The organism is Oxalobacteraceae bacterium OTU3CAMAD1, from assembly GCA_024123915.1.
In the GTDB taxonomy this organism is placed as follows: Bacteria; Pseudomonadota; Gammaproteobacteria; order Burkholderiales; family Burkholderiaceae_D; genus Rugamonas.
The window spans coordinates 980,806-1,004,771 of the sequence record CP099650.1; the positions used below are offsets into that span (position 1 = coordinate 980,806).

The window sequence follows — 23,966 nt, forward strand, 5'->3', positions numbered from 1 at the left end:
GGAACTATTTCCCTCAGCCCTCAACATCAAGGACACCATCAATGAAGCGCTTGCCGATCGCCGCACTCGTAACATCTTTATTGTTGGCCGCCTCGGCCCAAGCGCAAGACGCCAGCGCCGTCGCCAAGCAGATCGACGGCATGTATCCCAAGCTCGACGTCATCTACAAGGACTTGCACGCGCATCCCGAAGTGGCCTTCCAGGAAGTCCGCACGGCCGCCAAGCTGGCCGCCGAGATGCGCGCCATCGGTTTCGAGGTCACCGAGAAGGTCGGCAAGACCGGCATTGTCGCCCTCTACAAGAACGGCGCCGGCCCGACGGTGCTGGTGCGCACCGAGATGGACGGCCTGCCGATGGAGGAGAAATCCGGCTTCGCCTACGCCAGCAAGGCCCACGCCACGCTCGATGGCAAGGACACGATGGTCGCCCACAGCTGCGGCCACGACGTCCACATGACGGCCTGGCTGGGCGCCGCGCGCACCCTGGTGGCGATGAAATCGCAATGGAAGGGCACGCTGATGTTCATCGGCCAGCCGGCCGAGGAGATCGTCGCCGGCGCCAAGGCCATGCTCGACGACGGCCTGTTCAAGCGTTTCCCGAAACCGGACTACGCCTTCGCCTTGCACTCGTGGCCGCTGGCCTACGGCACCATCGGCTACAACAGCGGCCCGGTGTCCTCGAACTCGGACGCGATCGAAATCACCTTCAAGGGGCGCGGCGGCCACGGCTCGGCGCCGGACAAGGCGCTCGACCCGATCACCATCGCCGCGCGCTTCGTGGTCGACGTGCAAACGGTCATCAGCCGCGAAAAAGATCCGAAGGAATTCGGCGTGGTCACGATAGGCGCCATCAACGGCGGCAGCGTCGGCAATATCATCCCGGATTCGGTCAAGGTGCGCGGCACCATCCGCACCTACAACCCGGCCGTGCGGACCAAGATCCTGGCCGGCGTGCGCCGCGTCGCCAACGCCTCGGCCGCGATGGCGGACGCGCCGGCGCCCGACGTCGAGCTGATCACCGGCGGCGCTGCCATCGTCAACAACGACGCGCTGGTCACGCGCACCGAGGGCGTGCTCAAGCAAGCGTTCGGCGATACAAACGTCTCGCGCATGCCGGCCATGACGGCCAGCGAGGACTTCTCGGTCTACGCCAACGAAGGCATCCCGTCGATGTTCTTCTTCACCGGCGTCTACGATCCCAAAGCGGTGGCCGAGGCGGACAAGCCGGGCGGCAAGCCGATCGCCTTCAACCACTCCCCGTACTACGCGCCGGTGCCGGAACCGTCGATCAAAACGGCGGCCCAGGCGATGACGCTGGCGGTGCTCAACGTGATGTCCAAGTAAATCCGAATGCGCCGCAAGACGTAATTACTTGCTGGCGGCGATCCATTTGTCCACGCGTGCCTCCAGGATCGGCAACGGCAAGGTGCCGTCGCCGATCACCACCTGGTGGAATTTCTGGTAGCTGAACTTGTCGCCCAGCGCCGCCTGCGCCCGCGCGCGCAGCTCCAGGATTTTCAGCGAGCCGATCTTGTAGCTCAGCGCCTGCGCCGGCCACACCATGTAGCGCTCGATCTGGTTCTTCGCGCGCGCCTCGCTCCAGCCCAGCGTATCGCCCAGATAGGTGATTGCCTGCTCGCGGCTCCAGCCCTTGGCGTGCATGCCGGTGTCGACCACCAGGCGCGCGGCGCGCAGCATTTCCGCGTTCAGGTGGCCGTAGTAGGCCACCGGATCGTCATACAGGCCCAGCTCGCGGCCCAGGGTTTCCGAATACAAGGCCCAGCCTTCGGTATAGGCCGCGCTGTTGGGATTCTCGGTGCTGAACTTGCGGAAGTCCGGCAGGTCCAACTCCTTGAGCAGCGCGCCGTGCAGGTGGTGGCCCGGCACGCCCTCGTGCAAGAACAGGCTGACCATGTCGACCCGGCTGTACTGTTTGGCGTCGTTGACCACCGGCCAGAACACGCCCGGATGTGAGCCGTCCGCCGCCGGCGGCGTGTAGTGGTCGGAGGCGGTCGCGCGCGTCAGTTCCGGTTCCAGATGCAGCTCCATCTTCCCCTTCGGGATCAGGCTGAAGTAGGCCGGCAGCTTCGCCTGCACCGTCGCGTAGAGCGCGCGGTAGGCGTCCAGCACCTGCTCGTCGGTGGTGAAGATCTTGAACTTCTGTTGCCCCGCCATCCATTGCGGCAGCTGTTTCTCCGGGCCGTCGTAGCCCAGCTTCGGCCCCAGCGCCGTCAATTGCTGCTGGATGCGCGCCACCTCCTTCAGGCCCAGTGCGTGCACCGCGTCCGGCGTCAGCGGCAGGTTGGTGCTGTCCTTGATGCGGGCCGCGTACCAGGCGGCGCCGTTGGGCAGGGCGCTCCAGCCGGTGCTGGCGCGGCTGGCCGGCAGGTATTCGTTTTGCAGGAAGTCCACCAGGCGGGTCAGCGCCGGGGCGATTTTGGTGTCGACCGTGTTCAGGTAGGCCGCCGTCAGCCGCTGCTTGTCGGCGGCGGAGAACTGCGCGGGCAGGCGCGTGATCGGCGAATAGTAGACGCTCGTCTCCGGCGTGGCCGCGCGCAGGTTCTGGAACTGCGGCAGCATCGCCACCGTGATCGCCTTCGGCTGCACGACGCCGGCGCGGATGCCTTGCTTCATGTTGACGATGGCCTGGTCTATCCACGCAGGCAACTGCTTCAGGCGGCTCAGGTAGGCCTGATACTGGACGACCGTGCCCAGCGGCTGCGAGCCGGTGCCGTCGGCGTAATTGGCCAGGGTGCTGGGGACATTGTCGAACTGGTTGAGCGGCAGCAGATGTTCCGGGAAGGACTCCAGCTGCATGGCGTTATTGAGTTCGTAGGACAGCAGATCGTAGGTGAGCTGGTCCGACTCGCCCAGTTGGTCGCGCCGCACGGCCATCAACTGTTTTTGCATCTGGCGGTACTGCGTGAACTGGGCGGCGCGCACGGCGGGGGAAATGGCCAGGCCGAGCTGATCGTTGTAGCGGCTGTCGCCGTTGGCGGTGGCAAACAGCAACGGATCGAATTTGCAGCGCGCCGTGTGGAACGCAGCCGCCAGTTTCGCCAGTTGTTTCTGCGCCTGGCTGGCCTGGGCGGTGGAGGTCTGCGCGGCCTGGGCCGGCAACATGCCGGCGCTGGCGAAAAGGAGGGTGGCGGTCAGTACCGAAGTCCGCAGCGAGGCGCGGCAGCGAGTGTGGGGCATGGACATTTCCTGGTAAGCAGATAAGCCGCCCATCGGGCGGCTTATCTTGACGTCGACAATTGTTCGCCAGGAAGTCTAGCACTAAACAATCATCAGGAAATCGCCCGCCTGCCTGCAGGCTTAGTTCGAACGCAGGCCGCCGTCGACCACGCGCACATCGTCGCCCTGGTGCCACGATGGCTGCTCGGTTTGGTGGAACTTGCGCACCGAACCATCGTTCATGCGGACCACAATGTCGTAGCTCTTGCTGGCCTTGACCTTACCTTCGATCTGGTTGCCGGCAACCGCGCCGCCGATGGCGCCGGCCACGGTGGCCAGTTTGCGGCCGTTGCCGCCGCCGACCTGGTTACCCAGCAGGCCGCCGACCAGCGCGCCGCCCACCGCGCCCACGCCGCTGCCTTCGGCGCGGGTTTCGATTTCGTTGACGGCTTCGATCACGCCGCAGTTGTTGCAGACCGCCGGCGCGCTCTTGACCGGGGTGTGCTTGACGACAGGGGGCTTGTCGCGCACGGCTTCGCGGACCGGCTCACGGGCTGGCTCGCGCACCGGCTCGCGGACTTGTTCACGGACCGGTTCGCGCACCTGGTCGCGGCTTGGCGTGGCCGGCGCGGTTTGCTCGACCAGCGGCTGGCCGTTGGGCGCCAGCGACGGGTCCTGATTCTGGGAATTGGAGGAAGGCAGCCAGCCCATGATGGCGGCGACGCCGACGCCACTGACCAGCACAACGGCGGCTGCGGCGGCCATGATCATCGGATGCAGCTTGGAATTGGATGTGTTGTTCATTTTTCTACCTTTTATGTATTGAGTGGCTTGTTTGACTACAAGCAACTAACGCGCTGAGCGAGAATCCGACTGACGCAGATTTCGTATCAAATGTAAGCAATTGTTCCTGAACGGCATGAAGGGGCCGGGCTTTCGCCTGTTTTTTTGATGACTGGGGGCGGGGGAGGTACAATTGATCCTTGAACGCTTTAAATAGCAGGAATATTCAGAAAACGCCCGCGTCGGCCGTTTTTCACCAGCCGCTCGCCGGCAACATTTGATTATTAAAAGGTTTTCCATGAGTCTCCAATGCGGCATCGTCGGCCTGCCCAACGTCGGCAAGTCCACCCTCTTCAACGCCCTGACCAAGGCCGGCATCCCGGCTGAAAACTATCCGTTCTGCACCATCGAGCCCAACGTCGGCGTGGTCGAGGTGCCGGACCCGCGCATGGCCGCGCTGGCCGCCATCGTCAAGCCGGAGCGCATGGTCAACGCCATCGTCGAATTCGTCGACATCGCCGGCCTGGTGGCCGGCGCGTCGCAGGGCGAGGGCCTGGGCAACCAGTTCCTGTCGCACATCCGCGAAACCGACGCCATCGTCAACGTCGTGCGCTGCTTCGAGGACGACAACGTGATCCACGTGTCCGGCAAGGTCAGCCCGCTGGACGACATCGAAGTGATCCAGACCGAGCTGGCGCTGGCCGACCTGGGCACCGTGGAAAAAGCCATCCATCGCGAAAACAAGAAAGCCCGCTCCGGCGACAAGGACGCGGCCAAGCTGCTGGCCATCATGGAGCGCATCGTGCCGCACCTGAACGAAGCCAAGCCGGTGCGCGCCATGGGCCTGGACGCCGACGAGATGGCCCTGATCAAGCCGCTGTGCCTGATCACCGCCAAGCCGGCCATGTATGTCGCCAACGTCTCCGACACCGGCTTCAAGAACAACCCGCTGCTCGACCAGCTGACCGCCTACGCCGCCACCCAGAATGCGCCGATCGTCGCCATCTGCGCCTCGATCGAAGCCGAGATCGCCGATCTGGAAGACGCCGACAAGACCGAATTCCTGAACGACATGGGCATGGAAGAGCCGGGCCTGGACCGCCTGATCCGCGCCGCCTACAAGCTGCTGGGCCTGCAGACCTACTTCACCGCCGGCGTCAAGGAAGTGCGCGCCTGGACCATCCACATCGGCGACACCGCGCCGCAGGCGGCCGGCGTCATCCACACCGACTTCGAACGCGGCTTCATCCGCGCGCAAACCATCGCCTACGATGACTACATCCAGTACAAGGGCGAGGGCGGCGCCAAGGAGGCGGGCAAGATGCGCGCCGAGGGCAAGGAATACGTGGTCAAGGATGGCGACGTGCTGAACTTCCTGTTCAACGTCTAAGCGCGAACTATTAGATCACCGCATTTCATGCCACATCAGAAATGCAAGGAGGCCCCGCTAATGCGGGGCTTCTTCGTTTTAGGTCATCTCATGTTGTCTCTTTGCATCTCATTCATTACCGGGTACGATGCCGGGTATCGGATCGAGAGCGTGCCAAAATTAACCGGGTACGCATCGTCATAGGAGAAACGATGCTGAATGATCGGGAATGCAAGAGCGCGAAACGGCAGGAAAAGCCATACAAGCTATCTGACGGAAATGGCCTTTATTTAGAGATCAAGCCGAATGGAGTGAAAGCGTGGCGCTACCGTTTTGAGTTACGTCAGGGTGGTGCTATCAAAGAAAGCGTGTTTGTCATCGGCACGTATGCGTCGGCACCATCTGCTGAGACAGTTGATCAGGCCGCCGCTAGGCGTGGTGGGGGAGTGTTTACGCTGGCCGAAGCACGGGAGGAGCGAGTGAAAGCTCGTGCGTTGGTGAAGCAGGGTATTAACCCCGCTCATAATCGCCAATTGGAACGTTTAAAGCGAGAGCAAGCTAGCGCCACCACTTTTGAAGTCGTGGCCAAAGAATGGCTGGCGCTGAAGGACTGGGAGGATGTGACCAAGAAGCGGCGATTGGACATGCTGACGCGGGTAGTGTTCCCTAAAATTGGAGCCTTGCCGGTTTCGCTAGTGACTTCTGTTCATGTGCTGGATGTGCTGACCAATGCATCAAAGCAGAATGGGCTAACCGTGGCAGCGGAGGCGAAGCGCAGTATGTCGAGCGTATTTGAGCTCGCCGTTTCGACGCTGCGTGCTACGGCTGATCCGGTCTATCCAGTTCGTAAGGCACTACCACCAAATAAGACTCAACATAAGCGCGCGCTAACTACCTACGAGATCGGCGAGCTGTTGCGTGATGTAGCCAGCCACGGCGGCCGACATGAGACGCTGACGGCGTTCCGATTGATGTGGTGGACACTTTGCCGCCCAAGTGAGGCTGCGGAAGCTCGATGGGGCGAGTTCGACTTGGATGCCGCACTTTGGCACATTCCAGCTGAACGGATGAAAAAGCGCGAAGCGCATGTGATTCCTCTTCCTCCGCAAGCTGTCTGCGCGCTGAAAGCGTTGCAAGCGATTACAGGACGGTATGAGCACGTTTTTCCAGGACGGGATAACAGAGAGGGGCCAATGGCTGTGGCGTCCTTCCGGCAAATGTTGAATTCATTGGGTTGGGCTGGGAAATATAGCCCTCACGCCACTAGGACAACCGGCAGCACGAGACTGAATGAATTGGGCTACCGGTCTGACTGGATCGAGCGTCAGCTGGCTCACATCGAACCTAATGCAGTACGGCGAACCTACAATCACGCAAATTATCTTGTCGATCGAGCAGCGATGATGATGGATTGGGCAAACCTACTGGATGTTTGGACTTGCGGCGCCGATGTCGTACCAATAAAGAAAACCGCGTAATTATCTACATGGCTGTCGTGCGAGTCGGATGGTCTCGGCAAAGGCGACATCTAGGCTACCGTCTTGACCACGGTCACGTTGACTAGTGCAGTGACCAAAAAGAGTATGAAAAAATTATCTGCGTTTAAAGAATTTGTGTCCATTCAGGAAGCGGCGAACAACCTGTCCCTCGCCATGAACGAGACAGTTACAGAATCTGATGTATATAGGTTGGCGCTGGATGGATACCTAAAGCTATCCGCGTATCTGGTCAACGATACCCCAGCAATAGAGGGGCAATTTGTTGATCTTGATGAAGGACAATCTCAGCACCTTCCCCCTGACTTGGTATTAGACGAGCGCTATTTTTGCGTACGAAAATCTGTGAGGACAATACGAGGAATTTGGGATTTACCCCTGATTGGAAATGAAAAATTTGATATCGAACACAAATATCAGACACTTACCTCAGGTCCACACGTTACGTTGATATCCCGAATCGGTGCGCTAGTCGAGGCACCAGATGGAAAAATATTTCAGTTGTTGGAAAAACGTGATTCGAGCGCTACCTCGTCCACGAACCCCATGACGCTAGAGGAATATGTCGCTTCTGACCAATTTCAAATTGATGATGCCATCTGGGCTATTAGAAAAACTGAGAGTGAGAGGCTTAGCCAACAAGAGCGAACTCGCACAAAAAATGACCCGCTAAACTACTTTCCTGCGCCAACATTGCCTGAGGATAGTTATCTGGTCATTCGTACTCGATCCTTGGCTGATTTTCAAAGTCTTCATTGTGGAGCAAGCAAAAAAAACGAGGAATTGTCGGGCCGAGAGCGTACTTCCCTGCACAGAATTATTGCGACATTATGTGGTTTAGCGAAGCTGGACCTTACTAAACCGTCCAAGACTGCTGCATTGATTAAACTTGAAGCCAGTCTTAAGGGTTACGATATCGGCGAAACGACAATTGAGGAGCATCTTAAGAAAGTTAGAGATGTTGCATAGGCTCACGCCGATGGCCAACATGGCTCCAGGTGTTGCGCTAATTGTGGTTGACCGTCAACCTAGATGATTGAGAGCTCTTAGGTTAGCATGATGCCAACTTCGCCCTAGGTTTAGCGCCTGGAGAAGCAGATCCAAGAAGATCTTCCCGTTTTATTTTTGAAAAATACCAGTTAGAAAGCCATCATCCCGTATAGTTATCAAACAACAAACTCTATATGCCGTCCATGCGCCTGTACTATATGACCAGCTTTGATACCGCCACACGGTTTATCTTGCCAGAGAAGCGGATGCGGATCAGCCAGTTCGACCGCTTAAACGACCCGTTTGAGCTTATGAGTGTGCGAATGGAAGGCAAGCATGAGCGCTTTGTGTTCAAGCTTCTGCGAGAGCACTGGGTTAAAAATCTCGGCGTGATTTGTATGGGTACGCATTGGAAAAGTCCACTCATGTGGGGGCACTACGCCGACAACCATAAGGGCGTCTGCCTTGGATTCGACGTGGCGGATGTTTGGCCAAAAAAAATGAACTATGAGCCAGACCGGTTGCAGCACTTGATCAAGATCGGCGAGCCGGTAGGTGGTCTTACGCCCGAGGCGATTGAACAAGTATTGACCACAAAGTACCAGCACTGGGCCTATGAAGAAGAATGGCGCCTATTCTTGAATCTTAAGGACAAAGATCCTATTAACGGCGAATACTACATAGCAGTCGGCTCTGAACTGGTACTTAGAGAGATCATTCTCGGCGCACGTTGCAAAGCGCCGGTCGGATCGTTTCGGAAATTGGTTGGGAGGATAGATCACTCCGTGACGATCATCAAGGCTCGCCCGGCATTTGAATCATTCACTATGGTGCGACAAAAAGCCATCCCGGCTATCGTTGTCCGACCATGTGGAAAATAGATAGATAGCGCGAGTCCAAGGAAATCGCACCGCCAGGGGTAGTGATGGCATCCTGAGGCGGCGCGTTCTTGGGCAACCTGCATACAAGCCGGTTGGTATAGCATGCTGGTTCACCGTTCGACCTTCGAGCGCCGCCAGCTTACCATTCTGGCACCGGAATGCGGTTATGGGGGAGAACCAGCGCGAAGTCCCAGCCCGGGATTGCAGCCCCCCCCTTTCGTTGGTGATGTCGTTCCAACATTGGGGGAAACCAGCGCTCAAGGGGGACCTGCGTACCTTTCCAGCATAGGGTGAGTACTCTCGCCACCGCCGCCTCCGTTCTCACAAGTCGCCCCACCTGTTCTCACTTACCGCAGCAGCTCGACTTGTGAGAATTCGCGCATTTTTCAGATGAGCAAGATGTTATTCTGGAAGGCCATCGGTCGAGTTAGTCCAGTAGTGGACCTATCCGAAAAACCGGCCCGTGCACAGCAACAGGCGACCGCATAGACATCAAATAAGCAAATCGACTACGGAATTTGTCTCGTGAAACTAGAAAAAATACAGATTGAAAACTTCAAAGGTTTGCAAAAGGTCGAATTTTCGCCAACAGACTTTGGTTGCTTAGTCGGGGAAAATAACGCCGGCAAATCATCCGTCTTGCAAGCGATAGTCATTGCTCTTAATAGACCCAGCCAAATCCCTTCCAACCTCTTCTATGATCTCGGTACTCCAGTTAGCTTCACATTATTTTTTGTTGGCGTGACGGCACCTCATATTGCTCGGCTAGCAGAAGAACATCGTGAACGAATTGCGTCGATCGTGATTGATGAGAGACTACAGTTAACAGTCACTTACAATCCGAATGAAAAGGTTGAAGTTACAACGTCTCGTCGTTTACCATGTGATCATAGATACAGAGTAGCTGCAATCGACGCATGCCTCAGCGGAAATAGAGGCGCGGCAACTCGTCAGGCGCTATGCAATTCTTACCCAGAGTTCGCTACTAATGCCCCTGTGGATCTTGCAACTATTGGTGCCTGTAAAGCATATCTGATTACATGTATCGAAGAATTGAACGAAGAGCATTTTGAGATGGTTCCTGCACCGCTTCCATCAGGAATTGCCTCTTCGATTACGGTTTTAGTACCGGAGGCAATTTACATACCTGCTGTGAAAAACCTCACTGATGATTTGAAAACGACTCAATCGACATCGTTTGGCCGTCTCTTAGCTCTTTTGCTTGAGGACATGACTCCTGACCTTACTGATGTGACTGCTTCGTTGAGCTTAATGAACCAGCTATTTAATCGTACTGTAGAAGACGGCACAGCTATTGATCGTCGACATGCTAAGGTGCGGAAATTAGAAACCCTTGTTCAGTCTTTGCTTGGAAGGAATTTCCCAACCGCGAAGGTTGAGTTGAGTGTGCCTCCACCAGACCTCAAGAGCATTCTAAGTTCGGCGCAAATATTTGTCGATGATGGATCGCGAGATTTGATCGATAATAAGGGCGACGGCATCAAACGATCTTTGACATTTGCATTACTTCAAGCGTACGTTCATCAGATGTCAGAGCGCCATATTGTTGCGGCTGAACAGCGTAGCATCCAGCGTCCTTTAATATTTCTGTTTGAAGAGCCCGAGCTTTATCTTCATCCAAAGTCACAGAAGGTCCTGTTCAATACGCTCGCACAGATCGCTAGCGCCCACCAAGTTGTCGTAACTACCCATTCGCCACTTTTTTTTGCACCTGGTATAACGGCATCTTTTGTGAGAATCGCTAAGGTAGAAGAGGTTCCAAAGCCTGTTAGTCGTCTATTCCCCGTGAACTTCGTTTTAGATGATGAGCGAGCGGAAACTTTCCGACTTGCCAGATACGAAAATGCGGATGCCGCGTTCTTCAATCGCCGGATTGTCCTATTTGAGGGAGAGTCCGACGATGCATATTCGAAGCACGTGGCAAAACTGTTGGATTCGAAGTGGGACTTCGATGCTAATAACATCGGTTTAGTCAGGGTGTCAGGGAAAGGTAACTTCGCAAAATTCCGTTCCTTCTTTTCCTCTTTCGGTATCGATGTAAAGATCGTTGCCGACCTCGATGCTTTGTTTGATGGATATCAGCATCTAGGTGCAAGCCCGGCTTGCGAAGAAAAGCGAGGCAATGCTTTAAGAGCTATTGATTCACGAATTATTGAATTGGGGACGTCATTCGAGCCGGCTGCACGACAAATTAAGGACAAGGTGAATGGTGACTCATGGAAGTCTCGCTACAACCAGGCAAAGATAACTCTTCGGGAAATTCAAACAAAAAAAACGGTCAATGATGAACAACTGAAACTTATTGATCAACTGTTCACATGGGAACAAGAAATTGCTCGCGTTCGCGTTTGTGTTGAGGACGATGTCGCTCGTTCAAGCTTGGTTCCGTGGCTGGACGCGCTTCGAGCGGAAGGTATTTGCGTGTTATCGAAAGGCGCGATCGAGGACTACTATCCATTAGGCATCACTACGTCTGGGCCAAAGCCCGAAAGGGCACTTGCCGCGACGGAAAAAGTAACAGACACGGCAACCGCGATCGCTCTTAGCTCGGCGCTAGGGCCAGAACGTAACACTGAGTTTCACGAGATTTTTTCAGAGTTATTCCGATAGTCAACTAGTGTGCCTTAGAACGTAGGACGCAGCCCACGAATTTCATATGAAAAGAACCCTTCTTCGAGAAAAATTATTTGAAGATTAGCGATAGCTGGCCAGACAGAAATATATGGCCTTGCTCACGGGGGGATTTTTAATGCTCCTCTATCGCTGATTACGAGATTTATGACTAAAAAATTATTCCAATGGATTTCTTTTGGTGTGGTGCGATTTGTATTAAATAATAAGGGGGTATATTGAAACGCGCTACTAAGAATCCAAGCAAAATATTTCAACAAATCCTTGCACAGGCAGAGGATCAGCTGGCTCTTGCAGCGAGATCAGCTGCCAACTTCCAGCATCGCGGGATTCGTGGAGATGAAAGAGCAGAAGCTCTTGGTCAGTTCTTAGCGATGCATCTTCCGCAGAGCTTTTCGGTTGGGAAAGGGGAGGTTGTCGATTATCTTGATACTCGCACTGGACAATTGGACCTTTTCGTTTACGACAGCTCTACGGCATCACCATTGCTGGCAGCTGGAGAGAACACGCTACTTCCTGCGGAAGCGCTATATGCCGTCATCGAAGTCAAGTCTGTTCTCACCCAGGCAGAACTTAATAAATGTGCGGTCGCAGCTGCAAAGCTTCGAGATTTAAAGCCATTTAAGCATAAATTCTCGCCGTCTCCGATGAAAGGTGAAGCTCCAGCAGACTGCCATAGGTGCCCTTACATAGTATTTGCATACACGACCGACCTCTCTGAGGAAGATTGGGCTCAAAAAGAATTCCATAGAGTCAAGGTGGCAGTGCAGAGCGTAGGAGGCGAAGCAGATTTGTTGGATAGGGTAATTGTTCTTAATCGTGGGATGCTTCGGCCACAAATCGCAGCTGCGAGGGTCAAAGACGAAGAGAACGGCGTTTTTTTGGACTTCTATATCCATCTCATGAGTTTCTTGATGAAAGAAAGACGAAGGCGCCCATTGATCGACTTACTTGCTTATGTTTCGACGGGTAAATGGGTAAAACTAAAATGCGGTTAAATAATTAACATTTCAGAGGTGTAGACAATAAGCCCTCTGTTCCTCGTTTTGAGGGGCGGGTGTAGCGAAAGTAACAGGTCATCCGAAGACCTTTGGATTACGTAAAGAGTAGATATTGAGGAGAAGCATATTGGAGAATTTTTTCTGATGGAAAAATTGCCGCAGGCTCAGATAGAAAGTGTAAATATTTTTGTTCGGAATCCTCGAATAAGGAGGGTTGTAGCCGAATTAAATTCATATCAGTGCTCATTTCCGGGGTGCACTCAGGAGCTTCTAATAGATGGAACGTTTATAGGAGAGGTTGCCTCCATTGAAGCTCTCCATTCATCTGGCCCGCGATACAATGCGAAGTCAGATATTCCTTTTTTGACATCGGAAGAAAACCATCTGCTGTTGTGCCCTAGCCATCACCGTATTGTTGATAGGCAGCCCAGTGTGTACACGACTCAGTGGCTGAAAAAGGCTCGAGCAGACCATCTAAGTAAGGTACGGGCTGCACTCTCTGGAAAGAATAGTCCTGAGAAATTCCAAATCCCTCATGACGTTGAACTTTCACTTTCAGGTGCTCTGGATATTTGGAATAAAGCAAGCCACAACGAAACGGAGGAGTTCTGGCAACAATTATTTCAACGCTGTCCTGCGGTGATTGCACAGTTATTTCCTCGATCAATGGTTCAATTTGGATCAAAGTGCTATGTCGGGGGCAAGTCCGTCCAAAATGATAAGGGTAATTTGGTGGATTTCGTATACGCGAATCCGGCCACTAACAACGTTGTATTAATAGAAATAAAAACTCCTGCCACTGCGCTCATTGGAAAACAGTACAGGCAAAATGCATTTGCAATGAGCGATGACCTATCTGGAAGTATTGTCCAAGTCTTGAACTATAGAGATAGTCTGATTAAGGAATATTACTCGCTCGGCAAAGCCGATCATGGTAGTCCCTTTAACGTCTTTTCTCCAAAATGCGTAGTAATAGCGGGCAATGTTCAAAAGGAACTTGCGACACCACTTCAAAGGAGGTCATTTGAGTTATTCCGTGGTGAGCTCGCGGGAACAGAAATAGTTGGATATGATGAATTGTTTGAAAAAATAGAATGTATTCTCGATGTGGCGAAGTGACTATTAGCAAGCCGTGCAAGCGTTCGCCATAAAGTGGTCTGCTTCACTCCATCGTAAGTCAAGGACGCAGTCTTCGCTGGTCCTAGGCGATGGCGGCAGCCACAGCAGAGCGCTGGTGGTCTGGGATGCTACTCTAGCAGCGGCTCTCGGTGTTTCCGCTGGCGGTGACGTGCGGCACTGGGGGGGCGCCAGCTAGGCATACCGTGCCCGCACCGGGTAACCAGCACTCACGGGGGAACCAGCGTACCGGTCTAGCACCGGGATTGCAGCCGCTCTTCGTTGGTGATGCCGTTCAGAACCGGCTCACAGTCAATTGAAACCATGACCTTACCCATTTAGACAACAAGCAAGTACGGGTTTGAGTTTTGATTTCTTTGATTTTTACACTTGAGGTCGAAGATCCGATACTTATCTGTAGGAAGCGCAAGCTTGGTTGACGGCGATGCCCCTATAATTGCGCGTCAACGCACAGTAAGCGTTGGAGAATGGTTCCGGAAGCTTTGCGGGTGCTTGCACGCAACCGGAACTCGAATCCACAGGATGGATTGTGATTCCCATCTGCAACAGCTATTCGACGCTCTCGGCGCTCTTGATAGCAATATTTAGTGCATGAACCAGTGCGCGTGCCATTTCAAGGCTCAGTTCTAACTCTGTATTCCCGATGACCGCGCCCTCTGGAAGGTCCCCAACATCTAGATTTTCAATTCCAAGGTTAGGGTCAGTATTCCATGCCTCAATGTTCACGCAACCAGAATGTATCCCAGGGGTGACCTCGATATACCCTTTGCGGTAGTCTATGATATTACAGCGTATTCTCTGATTATCCATATGGCCTAAGTAGATGGGATTTCCCATGCCGCACCATGCGGATGGCTCGTTCCCAATAATATACTCAGTCCATCAACAAGGGGCGCGTACTTGAACGTATGGCCGCACTGAGCTTTTTTAGGGAAGTGTCCGTCAACTACCTCTACGACTGTCTTTGCATTTAGGGTTGAGAAACTCATTTTCCTTTGAAGATCAAGCGTCGCTGAATTTTTAGACAGTCGAAGGCAGTTGTCGATCGTGCAAATGGTTGACGATTTTGGTTGACGCTCGGGAGATTAGGTTGACGCTTCATGCTGACGATTCGATCGTTACCTCATCAAACTTACACATCCTCAAATGCTTTGAATATCAACGTTGTCTGGCTCCAAGTGTATCTCTTCCGCTAGGGGAGATCGTTGAATGCAGGTTGTCGCTAGGTTGTCGCTAGGTTGACGCCGGATGTCTTCTTGTCGACGCTAGATTAGCTCATGCAGCAACTGTCCTGCATTGGACAAGGCCTTGCAGATGTGAACTCAGGTAAGTTTGAGCTATGGCCTACTTCACATAGGCAGCTGCCTTTTTACGCCTTGGATATCCCTCAAAGTTCGTCTCATTGCAGCGCATCCTGCGCCATGCCATACCTTTGAGGATCTCATCATGTCAAAACGAGTTATACGAATTAACGAACTGGCTACGACCCCGCGCAAGCAAGGCTTGCTGCCGGTCAGCCCTGCGACTGTTTGGCGCTGGGTCCGTACAGGGAAATTTCCGCAGCCTTTCAAATTGGGGGCATCTGTGACGGTATGGGACATGGACCAAGTTGACGCTTTCATCGTGGCGCAATCTCGAATCGCTGATCAGTCATGACTATGATGAGCAACTCTAGACAACCGGCCCCCCCACTGAAACAGCATGGGCCTGCTCCTACCGCATTCGTGCGAATTAAATCGTTGAATACCAAAACTGTCCGAGGTGCAACTTCACATGAAAATGTCATAAAGATTGCTGCTCTCCATAACCTTCGTCAGATTGCCGCCGAGTGCGGTGTCGCTAGTAGTGGGCGTATCGATCCCACGCGCATCTCGTTGAATTATCGCCTGCGAGGTGAGGATACCGCAGCGGCAGTAGTTAAATATGCAAGTCAGCTGATCGACGAGGCCGGCGTGAAGATCCGACGAAAGGATGCAATCATGGCTCTAGAGGTAGTTGTTAGTCTCCCGCAAGAAGGAACTATTGATCAACGTACATTTTTCCATGACACGGTCGCTTGGATCGAAGATCATTTCAAAGCTCCTATACTCAGTGCTGTAGTTCATCTCGATGAAGCTGCACCACATTGCCATGTACTAATTTTGCCTCTCATCTTGGGGCGGATGAATGGTGGAGCTTTGGCTGGTGGGCCATCAAAAATCAAGCTTATGCACTCGGATTTTCATACAAAAGTTGGCGCACGATACGGCTTTCCCGCGCACCAGAAACCACCTAGACCATCAAGCTCTCAAATAGAGAAGGTGGGCAAGAAAATCTTGGAGGCGGTCAAGTTATGTCCTGAACTTCTTGATGCTCCAGCTATAGCACGAATTCTTATTGCAGCGTTTGGGCAGCATCAAGACACCTTGCTCCCGTTGTTGGCGCTAACGTCTTCGCCTTCAACAAAAAAACGGCGGAGCTTCGTGCAAATTATGACTGCGCCATGTAAGCCGCTACCTCAGCGGGGACCAGTGAAGTCTATAGATATCGGTTCGCGAAAATTAGGCCTCAAATCACGTCCGTCAGAAGAACCTCTATCCTGTGTAGACGTTCGCAAACTGGGACTAGCTGATGGTGGGCGCTCGGGTACGGAGCATGTAGCGCGGGACTAGAGTAGCCTGAGCCTCTGCTGTACCACATGGACTCGCGCTTCGATACAATAGTGCGGTTAACCCCTCACTAGGTTTGGGAGCCAAGAATTCTTTCTTCTGGCACCTATTTTGCTGCTGCACTACAGATAAGGAAATCGATGAACTACGATCGTGCGCGTGCTATTCAACTTTTAAGGGCCGGTTCCAGGAGCTCAAATGCAGAGTTTCGCGACGGACAGGAAGAGGCAGTCCAACACCTAGTGGAGGGGCGCGGCAGGCTGCTAGTGATTCAAAAAACTGGTTGGGGTAAGAGCTTCGTGTACTTCATTAGCGCTAAGTTATTACGCGAACAGGGAGGTGGTCCCACATTGCTGATTTCCCCACTTCTTTCGTTGATGCGTAATCAGGTTGCAGCAGCGAAGGCGATGGGCGTGAACGCTGCGACAATCCACTCTGACAACATCGATGACTGGGATGACGTCATTGCACAACTACGAGCAGATCAGGTGGACGTGCTGATCATTTCTCCTGAACGCCTAGCTAACGCAAAATTTGCTGCTGAAGTATTGTCTGTAGTGGGCGCCAGGATTTCAATGATGGTTGTTGATGAGGCTCACTGTATTTCGGATTGGGGACATGATTTTCGTCCGCAATATCGACTGCTCGAACGCATTGTAAAGATGCTGCCCCCGAACCTACGCTTACTCGCAACTACTGCTACGGCAAATAACAGAGTGATGGGTGACCTTCAAAGCATTCTTGGCCCTGATCTCTTGATATCCAAAGGCGATCTCGGGCGCCCTTCGTTGACGCTCCAGACCATCAAACTACCGACGCAGGCTGAGCGCATGGCTTGGGTAGGTACCCAGTTGGAGCGCATGAAGGGAAGCGGCATAATTTATACATTGACCGTGCGCGATGCAGTTCAATTGACCTCCTGGCTTAAGCACTTGGGCTTCAACGTGGCCTGCTACACGGGGGCTACCGAGGACCGTCCTGCGCTGGAAGATGCACTTCTCCACAATAGGGTAAAAGCGCTTGTTGCAACCACCGCATTGGGCATGGGCTACGATAAGCCTGACTTATCTTTCGTATTTCATTTTCAAATGCCTTCGTCAGTCGTTGCCTACTATCAGCAGGTCGGACGTGCCGGCCGTGCGCTTGATAGTGCCTATGGTGTTTTGCTCAGTGGAGTCGAGGAGATTGAAATAGCGGAATGGTTCATAGACAGCGCGTTCCCCACACAAGAAGAAGTGTCGGAGGTACTTCACGCTCTTGGGGCATCTGAACATGGCCTTTCGGTACCAGAAATATTGCATGTTGTAAATGTTAGCCAAGGCCGAGTTAACAAAACATTAGATTTGTTGAACCTCGAATCGCCCGCTCCAATTACTAAAAATGGAACCAAGTGGACGTTGACTACGGCCGAGCTTAGCGAGTCCTTTTGGGAGCGCACTGACAGGCTAACGTCGCTTCGACGGCAAGAGCTGAAAGAGATGCAGCGATATGTTGAACTTCCGTTTGGCGCACATATGGATTTCTTGATTGCCGCACTCGACGGCGCACCTGCCGCGCATAAGGGAGTCGCGATGCCCGCGCTTCCAACGGCTGTCGATCCTGCATTGGTCCAAACCGCAGTGGCATTCCTAAAGCGAACGAATCTACCAATCCAACCACGTAAGCAATGGCCAGCTGGAGGACTGCCTCAATCTGGAGTCCATGGGAAAATTCGTCCTGAGTATCAAGCCGGAATTGGGCGAAGTCTTGCTATTTGGGGCGATGCAGGATGGGGACGCCTTATCAAATCGGATCGCTATTTTGCCAAGAATTTTAGTGATGAGCTCGTGGATGCTTGTGTAACAATGGTAAGAGAGTGGGGACCAAATCCGGCACCTACTTGGGTTGCGGCTATCCCGTCGCTGCGAAATCCAAATCTCGTTCCAAATTTTGCTCAACGTGTGGCGCAAAAGTTAGGGCTACCTTATCAGCACGCGCTTATAAAAACCGTCCATACCAAGGAGCAAAAATTCATGGCGAATAGTGCTCAGCAGGCTTTGAACCTCGATGGAGCAATGGAGGTTGTTCTGGCGAATGTGCTTCCCGGACCTGTTCTTCTGATCGATGATATCGTCAACTCGCGTTGGACCTTTACTGTCGCTGCTACGCTTCTCCTGCGAAGTGGTAGCGGCCCAGTTTGGCCCATGGCACTCGCACAATCAGGCGCTGAAGAATGATTCCTAGTCTTTCACTCAATACTCAGGCGATCCTTTTGTTGACAGCCCCGCTGATGGTAGGGAGTTCCAGCCCTGTTGGGGCCGTTCTATCGCCGAAGGAATACAAATCGCTTGCTCAAAAGTTGCTCCAGCTAGGGCGACAGCCGGCTAGTCTTTTGGAGCCCGGTGGTGACACGCTAGCGCGCGAATGTTCGACGGTCGTAGAGCCTAGCAGGCTGCACGAATTGTTGTCTCGCGGATTCTTGCTGAGCCAGGCGGTTGAGCAATGGAGAGCGCGGTCTATATGGGTTATTAGCCGAGCCGATCCTGATTACCCTAGGCGCCTGAAGGCGCGAATGCGCACGGATGCCCCACCGGTCTTGTACGGATGTGGAAACTTGGATCTTTTGGAGACTGGAGGGTTAGCCATCGTCGGGCCTCGTAAAACTCAAAGTTCGCTAATTGAGTATGCGAGAAATGTGGGACAACTTGCTGCTCAAGCCGGGATGCCTGTCGTCTCTGGTGGAGCTAAAGGCATTGATGACGCTGCGATGCATGGTGTTATCGGGGCAGGCGGCTATGGTTGCGAGGTTCTTGCGGAGGACTTGTTTGGTGCCGTTATAGATCGCGACCGAAGGAGCGCAATAATGTCTCAGCAATTGCTCCTTATTTCGGCCTATGACCCCAATTCTCGATTTAGTGTAGGGCATGCACTACAAAGGAATAAATTGATTTATGCGATGGCAGATGCTGCTCTCGTGGTCGACTCTGAAATTGGCAAAGGCGGGACTTGGGCGGGAGCCATTGAGCAAATTGAGAGGCTTCATTACGTTCCGGTATTCGTTCGTTCAACAGACGAGCCTTCGCTTGGTTTGCGGGAATTGATGGGCCAAGGAGCCTATGAATGGCCAGAGCCCAAAGATCATCATAGTTTGTCCAAGCTGTTTGAGACCTTAAGTGATTACGCCTCTAAAGGGAGCAAACGAGTACCTCGCTCCGATTCGCTATTCGCTGACCCAGAGATCGCTGAGCAACACCAAGCGCTTGATGAAGGTTCAGTCGCCTCAGGGGCCGGTGTCACCATTAGTCCAAAGACTGAGGCTATCTCCAACGGCGATGGCAGCAGTACTAGACCCGAAAATTTGGCGGTCGCCCCGGCGGATGTACTCTTCCAAACAATTTGCAGTCTATTGCAAGAAGCGAAAGAAGAAGTCCTTCTTGAAGAAGAGGTCGCGAAAATGTTAGACGTCATGCCTGAACAGGCATTGCGATGGCTCAAACGCCTCGAAGTCGATGGTGTCCTAACCTATGATGAGGGCGGACATTTTCGAGTAGTTTCGGCTCTTAAACATTGAATAGTCGTAAGGAGAGCATTCACCAAATTTATCCTCACGACCAGAGGGTAATGCGCTTAGGTAGCTCGTCGCTTTAACGATCGATAAAATCTGCCTTTATCCCCAAGTACATGGGATGATCGGCCCCTTTATAGGTTGGCAACCATCGCTTGTCTTGTTGACCAGTCGGGTGGTCGTACTCAGTTGACGAAAGAATCAGCTGAGCATTCTTAGCTGCGCAAAGATTTTCAAGCGCACTAAGATATTTGGCAAGGTCGGCGGTGTGTAGTTCTTGCTGTTTAGGCGTATCTAAAATCAGGAACCTAAATGGACGGGAAGGTTCCGAAATGTAAGCCTCGAACAAGGCGGCATGGATAGCCAGCACCAACCGGATTTGCGTACTGCCCGAGAAAAGATCCAGCGGCTCGCCGTCAAACGTAAAACGAAGATTCAAGTCAATGTCGACGTTTCTAGATACATTCTGAGCATCCAGAATGTCCATCCATTTAACTGCAAGGTCTCGAAGCAAATATCGCAGTTTGTTGAATTCAAAATCGGTGCGTCCGCTGTTCGACAGATTGTCGATGCGATCTTGAATGCGAAGGCGTTCGGCTTCGAGCTTGAAAAGCTTGGAGCGCTCAGACTGAAGCGACGCAATGTGAGTAAGTTCAGCCTGAGCTTCGACCAACTGCTTTGTCAGCGTTTGCACTGCTGTAACTAGTTGATCAACGCCAGCCGTCGTAGGAGATCTCAGTTGGTCCGTCAGCACCTGCCGTTCACCACGCAGATTTTCCAATACCTCCGTAATGTATTCGATTCGTATCTCTGTCCTTGATGCGTTGCGATCAAGATCTTTAATTTGATCTCGAAGATAGAGAAGATTTTTACCATATGACTCAGTACTACCGATAAAGAGGCCGCAGTTGCTAACGCCACATATCTCGCCAAACGAAGAGAATACTCGACGAGCTTCTTCATTCAGACCAAGAGTCTTTACTTCACCGTCAATTTCAGTGCGAATGGCATCAATGCCTGAGACGCGACTACGTAGTTCGGAGAGCTCAATCTGCTTTGACTGAATTTGCTGGTCTTTTTGACGCAGCAATTCGGTCAAAGTGGCGTTTGCAGTTCCTTTTGCATCGACTGAGTCGCGAAGTGCATCGACCTTGCCAGTTAGGTCGGTAACACGAAGCTGAAGTATCTCTTGATTTACGGCACTATCATCGATGTCTCTTGATTGGTATTCGAGTACGCGCTGGGCAGCAACGATCTTTCGAGTCTGCGCATCAAGCGCAGCCTTCTCATTGATGATATCTTTTTTAACGTCGAATGAGTGTTTGGGGTTGAGCCCGAACACGAAACGAACCATCTCTACGAATTGGTCGGAGATGAAGGGACTGGTCGATTTGTAGGCCGCAGTATAGCCATCGCCCTGATTAACGTAGAAAACGGGTAGGACCGTGGATACGAAAGGATGGGCAACTTGACCGTTATTCGCTACCAAGCGGGGGGGCTCCAGGCCAAGCGCTTTAAACAGCGCTATTGAGAACGATCCTTCGCTGAAGTGTTCAGATTCCTCGCCCCGATGGCTGAGTACGGCATGGAAATCGCGATTATTGGCCCCTAAAATGCGGTGCACAAAAAACGGTTCTCCATCGTTCTCCGCTACTAGCGTTATCGCTGCACATTTGCCGTATATCTCATCTCGAAACTTCGGCGGGTATCCAAGACTGCCAGCAAGTGATTGAATAATTGGTGTTTTTCCGCTCCCGTTTCTCGCGAAAAGTAACGTGGTGCGCGCCCCAAACTCAAGAAGCGGACTTTCCCAACCGTTCTCTCCCAGTGGCTCAATTTTGAGAGAAACAAGTCTCAATTTACTTCTCCTCGAATGCGAGCTTCATCTCTAATATATTGATAGCTAAGCTCAATAGTCTTCATCGACATCGCTAACGGGCTTTCCCCAGCTGTAGCGCTTTGGAAGACCTTCTTGCCAAGTTCGGTTGCAGATATCCGCCGCGTTTGATCATCGACAGTAATTTGTTTCGTCGCTTCTAAAAATGTCAGCGCTTTGATTGTTCGTATGCGTAAGTTGCCAGACCATCCTATATCCTGAGATGAGCCTTTGAAGCCTGCTACCGTCCGTTCCAGGCACTCGCCAACTAACTGCCCGATTTCCGGAAGTAGGGGTTTCGAGGCCCCTTTGCTTAGCGCAAGAATCGTCATGGCCAGCAAGGGAAGCTGAAACAGTGCTTCGTTACCCAACGAGTGGGCAGGAATTGATAGCTCAGCAGGAATTTGCAGCCGGATATTAAGCTTTCTTGCTTCATTAAAGAATTCGGTAGCATTCATCGTGAGGACCTCCGAACAATTGACGCGCAAAACGCTCCTAGCAACAGATCAACGTTCAATAGCGGAAACTTTTGAGCCAGCGCTGACTGAAGCACTACATCAATCTGCGTTCCTAAATCGGCAAGAGCACCTCCGCTCAGAATCCACGCTTTACATTTGGCATCGATGTCGCTGAGTAGTCGTTCAAGATCGAACTCAGGGAATGTGTGGCGAGCGGTACGAAGCCACACATCCCAAGTCACCTTTGCACGAGATGCCACTTCAATCATATTGTCCGGCGCACCGGCGGCCTTTAATTGGCGTTGCAATATTGATGCAACTTTGATTGCTTGAGGAGTATCCCCACTCAGCAAATTCCGGTAAACCGTGGTTGAGATGCTCAGCACCTTTAAAAGATCATCGAGACCAACGCCGGTAACCAAGTCAATTTTTTCCTTGGTTAGACGTTTGATCGGAGCACAAGATTTCGACTCAACAAGTGCAATAAGGCTGTTTGCTATCTCATCTACCTCATGCTTCTGGAGGTCAATTTCGCTGTGATTCCATATGGCTGTGCGCGCCGCATCTGCGAAGGGTTCAAGAGTGTCCCCTAAGTGGGACACCTGCCACAGAGTTAGCTTGGATCTTGCTGCTTTAAACTGATCTTCGGATAGCGGCTTTCCTGGTGAGAAGATGTCACCGAACTTTTCAATGAACTGGTTGATGTAAGAAAGAGTGGATTTGCCATCTTTGAGATGCTGTTGGACCTCAATAACATCATCCTGAAAATGAACATTGCTGAGTACGGTGACTTCTCGACACTGCTCTCCAAACTCAATGGTATGAATGAATAGCTTGCCGGCGATGCTGTCTCGTATTGCAGTCAGCTTTTCTTCGGTGTCGAGTTTCCCTTTTTTTTTCAAAGAGAAGACTTCATCGACTTTCCACTGCTGGTTGGCTCGACCTTTTGTTTTGACTTGGAAGAAGTGGTACTCGATAGCGCCGTTGATGTTTCGACGGACAACGAAGTCATCATGGTAGTCACAATAGACTCGATCAACATCCTTGCCACTAAGTATTTCTAGTGCGGCAAAGGCAGCGGCTTGAAACTGCATCCGAAAACGATTGGTTGTCTCTCGACCAACAGTTTCCCGAGGCGCTTTTTCATGGATAACGTCCACGGGCTTTTCTTTCATTACCAAGATTGCGATTGGAACTATGCGAATGGTCGTTTTATCATTCTTTTTTTGCCACAAAGGCGATGCGGCCAATAGTTCCCATTTACCCCATATGGGTTGCTTTTTGGAAATGACAGTGTGAGTTCTCATGACTGTATAAATATACAGTCTTTTCGACATCGGCGCATCAATCGAAACAACGACTAAGCATGCGTCAAAGAACCCTAGTCATTCCAAACCTCAATCAGCGGTAGCTATTCTGCACTATTTCCTTCTGAACTTTTATCTTAACGGATGGTTGTTGTATAAAAATACACGAATTGTCACCAAGCGCAAGATTTCGTGGTCAGTTGTAGGCATGCGTGTAGCTCATCCCGATACGTGAGGCGCTAGAGTGGACGGGAATTTACGAGGTCTGAGGCGGAGCCATAAGCTTACGTGCCAACTTCGTAAGTTCATGTTTTTTCTTTTGTGACATCCGATGATAGGCCAACATCAAAAGAGCAAGTTGATCGTCTTCTGTAAAAAAATATCCCGTTGGGATGTTAAGTATTTCAGCCAGACGCTGAGCAATTTGGAAGTCAGCCTTGTGAACGCCTAGTTCATAGCGATTGATGCGGGTCCCAGCAACGAACTGGTCTAGGCCAGCGAGGATGCCTAACTGCTTTTGCGACAAGCCTACGGCTGTTCTTGTCTCTTTCAGTCGTCGTCCCCAAAGTTCATTTCCTTTGCTCATTCATTAGCTCTGCACGGATTAAGAGCTACGAGAATCGTAATTATTTGTCTTTCCAGATACTA

The 23,966-nt window shown here is 52.3% G+C and carries 17 protein-coding genes; 11 read left to right on the forward strand and 6 right to left on the reverse strand.

The window, feature by feature from the left end; translation table 11 throughout:
- Nucleotides 1–41 precede the first annotated feature (41 nt).
- Nucleotides 42–1,343 carry an amidohydrolase gene (locus NHH88_04255; protein USX15017.1) on the forward strand — a complete coding sequence of 434 codons (1,302 nt, stop codon included), beginning with the start codon at nt 42–44 and terminating at the stop codon, nt 1,341–1,343.
- Nucleotides 1,344–1,367: 24 nt separating this feature from the next.
- Here NHH88_04255 and NHH88_04260 read toward each other — a convergent pair whose 3' ends face one another.
- Together NHH88_04260 and NHH88_04265 are read right to left on the reverse strand one after the other, a co-directional pair.
- The gene (locus tag NHH88_04260) at nt 1,368–3,197 is read right to left on the reverse strand and encodes a DUF885 domain-containing protein (protein ID USX15018.1); all 1,830 of its coding nucleotides are present in this window, start codon (nt 3,195–3,197) and stop codon (nt 1,368–1,370) included.
- A 120-nt stretch (nt 3,198–3,317) separates the two neighbouring features.
- A complete protein-coding gene (locus NHH88_04265; GenBank protein USX15019.1) occupies nt 3,318–3,980 on the reverse strand; it encodes a glycine zipper 2TM domain-containing protein in 663 nt (220 codons plus the stop codon).
- 277 nt (nt 3,981–4,257) lie between these two features.
- Between NHH88_04265 and ychF the strand changes: the two genes are divergently transcribed.
- The 10 genes from ychF to NHH88_04315 all read left to right on the forward strand — a co-directional run bounded on the left by ychF (nt 4,258) and on the right by NHH88_04315 (nt 19,683).
- Nucleotides 4,258–5,349: a redox-regulated ATPase YchF gene (gene ychF / locus NHH88_04270; GenBank protein USX15020.1), complete on the forward strand. Its 1,092-nt coding sequence runs from the start codon at nt 4,258–4,260 to the stop codon at nt 5,347–5,349.
- 191 nt (nt 5,350–5,540) lie between these two features.
- On the forward strand, nt 5,541–6,806 hold the full coding sequence (locus tag NHH88_04275; protein ID USX15021.1) for a tyrosine-type recombinase/integrase: 1,266 nt from the start codon (nt 5,541–5,543) through the stop codon (nt 6,804–6,806).
- A 105-nt stretch (nt 6,807–6,911) separates the two neighbouring features.
- A complete protein-coding gene (locus NHH88_04280) occupies nt 6,912–7,793 on the forward strand; it encodes a hypothetical protein (protein ID USX15022.1) in 882 nt (293 codons plus the stop codon).
- A 215-nt stretch (nt 7,794–8,008) separates the two neighbouring features.
- Nucleotides 8,009–8,695 (forward strand): DUF2971 domain-containing protein, encoded by a 687-nt coding sequence (locus NHH88_04285; GenBank protein ID USX15023.1) that lies wholly within the window; start codon nt 8,009–8,011, stop codon nt 8,693–8,695.
- A gap of 525 nt (nt 8,696–9,220) precedes the next feature.
- Nucleotides 9,221–11,326 (forward strand): AAA family ATPase, encoded by a 2,106-nt coding sequence (locus NHH88_04290; protein USX15024.1) that lies wholly within the window; start codon nt 9,221–9,223, stop codon nt 11,324–11,326.
- Nucleotides 11,327–11,565: 239 nt separating this feature from the next.
- Nucleotides 11,566–12,345 carry a hypothetical protein gene (locus tag NHH88_04295; GenBank protein ID USX15025.1) on the forward strand — a complete coding sequence of 260 codons (780 nt, stop codon included), beginning with the start codon at nt 11,566–11,568 and terminating at the stop codon, nt 12,343–12,345.
- Nucleotides 12,346–12,492: 147 nt separating this feature from the next.
- Nucleotides 12,493–13,467, forward strand: a complete 975-nt coding sequence (locus tag NHH88_04300; GenBank protein ID USX15026.1) for a DUF4263 domain-containing protein — start codon at nt 12,493–12,495, stop codon at nt 13,465–13,467.
- Nucleotides 13,468–15,224: 1,757 nt separating this feature from the next.
- Nucleotides 15,225–16,136, forward strand: a complete 912-nt coding sequence (locus NHH88_04305; GenBank protein ID USX15027.1) for a plasmid recombination protein — start codon at nt 15,225–15,227, stop codon at nt 16,134–16,136.
- A gap of 137 nt (nt 16,137–16,273) precedes the next feature.
- A complete protein-coding gene (locus tag NHH88_04310; protein USX15028.1) occupies nt 16,274–18,349 on the forward strand; it encodes a RecQ family ATP-dependent DNA helicase in 2,076 nt (691 codons plus the stop codon).
- A gap of 53 nt (nt 18,350–18,402) precedes the next feature.
- A complete protein-coding gene (locus tag NHH88_04315; protein USX17265.1) occupies nt 18,403–19,683 on the forward strand; it encodes a DNA-processing protein DprA in 1,281 nt (426 codons plus the stop codon).
- A 73-nt stretch (nt 19,684–19,756) separates the two neighbouring features.
- Here NHH88_04315 and NHH88_04320 read toward each other — a convergent pair whose 3' ends face one another.
- From NHH88_04320 to NHH88_04335, 4 genes are all read right to left on the reverse strand, one after another.
- Nucleotides 19,757–21,535: a hypothetical protein gene (locus tag NHH88_04320; GenBank protein USX15029.1), complete on the reverse strand. Its 1,779-nt coding sequence runs from the start codon at nt 21,533–21,535 to the stop codon at nt 19,757–19,759.
- Nucleotides 21,532–22,011 (reverse strand): hypothetical protein, encoded by a 480-nt coding sequence (locus tag NHH88_04325; GenBank protein USX15030.1) that lies wholly within the window; start codon nt 22,009–22,011, stop codon nt 21,532–21,534. The genes NHH88_04320 and NHH88_04325 overlap by 4 nt, the downstream gene beginning before the upstream one ends.
- Entirely contained in the window at nt 22,008–23,348 is a 1,341-nt protein-coding gene (locus tag NHH88_04330) for a DUF4297 domain-containing protein (GenBank protein ID USX15031.1), read from the reverse strand. The genes NHH88_04325 and NHH88_04330 overlap by 4 nt, the downstream gene beginning before the upstream one ends.
- Nucleotides 23,349–23,574: 226 nt before the next feature.
- The gene (locus NHH88_04335; protein ID USX15032.1) at nt 23,575–23,904 is read right to left on the reverse strand and encodes a helix-turn-helix domain-containing protein; all 330 of its coding nucleotides are present in this window, start codon (nt 23,902–23,904) and stop codon (nt 23,575–23,577) included.
- Nucleotides 23,905–23,966: the final 62 nt, after the last annotated feature.

Coding starts and splice junctions, on each gene's coding strand:
- NHH88_04255 (USX15017.1), top strand. CDS start 42: ATGAAGCGCTTGCCGATCGCCGCACTCGTAACATCTTTATTGTTGGCC.
- NHH88_04260 (USX15018.1), bottom strand. CDS start 3,197: ATGCCCCACACTCGCTGCCGCGCCTCGCTGCGGACTTCGGTACTGACC.
- NHH88_04265 (USX15019.1), bottom strand. CDS start 3,980: ATGAACAACACATCCAATTCCAAGCTGCATCCGATGATCATGGCCGCC.
- ychF (USX15020.1), top strand. CDS start 4,258: ATGAGTCTCCAATGCGGCATCGTCGGCCTGCCCAACGTCGGCAAGTCC.
- NHH88_04275 (USX15021.1), top strand. CDS start 5,541: ATGCTGAATGATCGGGAATGCAAGAGCGCGAAACGGCAGGAAAAGCCA.
- NHH88_04280 (USX15022.1), top strand. CDS start 6,912: ATGAAAAAATTATCTGCGTTTAAAGAATTTGTGTCCATTCAGGAAGCG.
- NHH88_04285 (USX15023.1), top strand. CDS start 8,009: ATGCCGTCCATGCGCCTGTACTATATGACCAGCTTTGATACCGCCACA.
- NHH88_04300 (USX15026.1), top strand. CDS start 12,493: ATGGAAAAATTGCCGCAGGCTCAGATAGAAAGTGTAAATATTTTTGTT.
- NHH88_04310 (USX15028.1), top strand. CDS start 16,274: ATGAACTACGATCGTGCGCGTGCTATTCAACTTTTAAGGGCCGGTTCC.
- NHH88_04315 (USX17265.1), top strand. CDS start 18,403: ATGGTAGGGAGTTCCAGCCCTGTTGGGGCCGTTCTATCGCCGAAGGAA.
- NHH88_04325 (USX15030.1), bottom strand. CDS start 22,011: ATGAATGCTACCGAATTCTTTAATGAAGCAAGAAAGCTTAATATCCGG.
- NHH88_04330 (USX15031.1), bottom strand. CDS start 23,348: ATGTCGAAAAGACTGTATATTTATACAGTCATGAGAACTCACACTGTC.
- NHH88_04335 (USX15032.1), bottom strand. CDS start 23,904: ATGAGCAAAGGAAATGAACTTTGGGGACGACGACTGAAAGAGACAAGA.